Here is a 466-nt window from a genome sequence, read left to right as displayed (position 1 = left end):
AGTAACCGTAAGGAGCTAGCCGCCTAAGGTGGGACAGATGATTGGGGTGAAGTCGTAACAAGGTAGCCGTATCGGAAGGTGCGGCTGGATCACCTCCTTTCTAAGGATTTTTACATGACGTACGTTTCGTTTCGTTCAGTTTTGAGAGAATTCTCTCTATCATATATATGGGCCTATAGCTCAGCTGGTTAGAGCGCACGCCTGATAAGCGTGAGGTCGGTGGTTCGAGTCCACTTAGGCCCACCATATATATTTAAACGAATGGGGCCTTAGCTCAGCTGGGAGAGCGCCTGCCTTGCACGCAGGAGGTCAGCGGTTCGATCCCGCTAGGCTCCACCAATTGTTCTTTGAAAACTAGATAACAGTAATTGCTGAGGAAAAGTGAAACTTTTCTTTAATCAAACCAATAAATAACACAACAATATGTTGTACCATTTATTCGCTAATGGTTAAGTTAGAAAGGGCG

Annotated in this window: 2 tRNA genes and 1 rRNA gene; all 3 read left to right on the top strand. The window is 45.7% G+C overall.

The annotated features are described in order from the left end of the window. Nucleotides 1-100, top strand: a 16S ribosomal RNA gene (locus tag AC0C45_RS30075); the annotation flags it as partial. A 69-nt stretch (nucleotides 101-169) separates the two neighbouring features. Next, a tRNA-Ile gene (locus AC0C45_RS30070) sits at nucleotides 170-246 on the top strand. Between the two features lie 17 nt (nucleotides 247-263). Next, nucleotides 264-339 (top strand) — tRNA-Ala (locus AC0C45_RS30065). Nucleotides 340-466 lie beyond the last annotated feature (127 nt).

This window comes from Priestia sp. VA7, from assembly GCF_055710015.1.
This window is presented reverse-complemented; position numbering and strand designations above follow the sequence as displayed.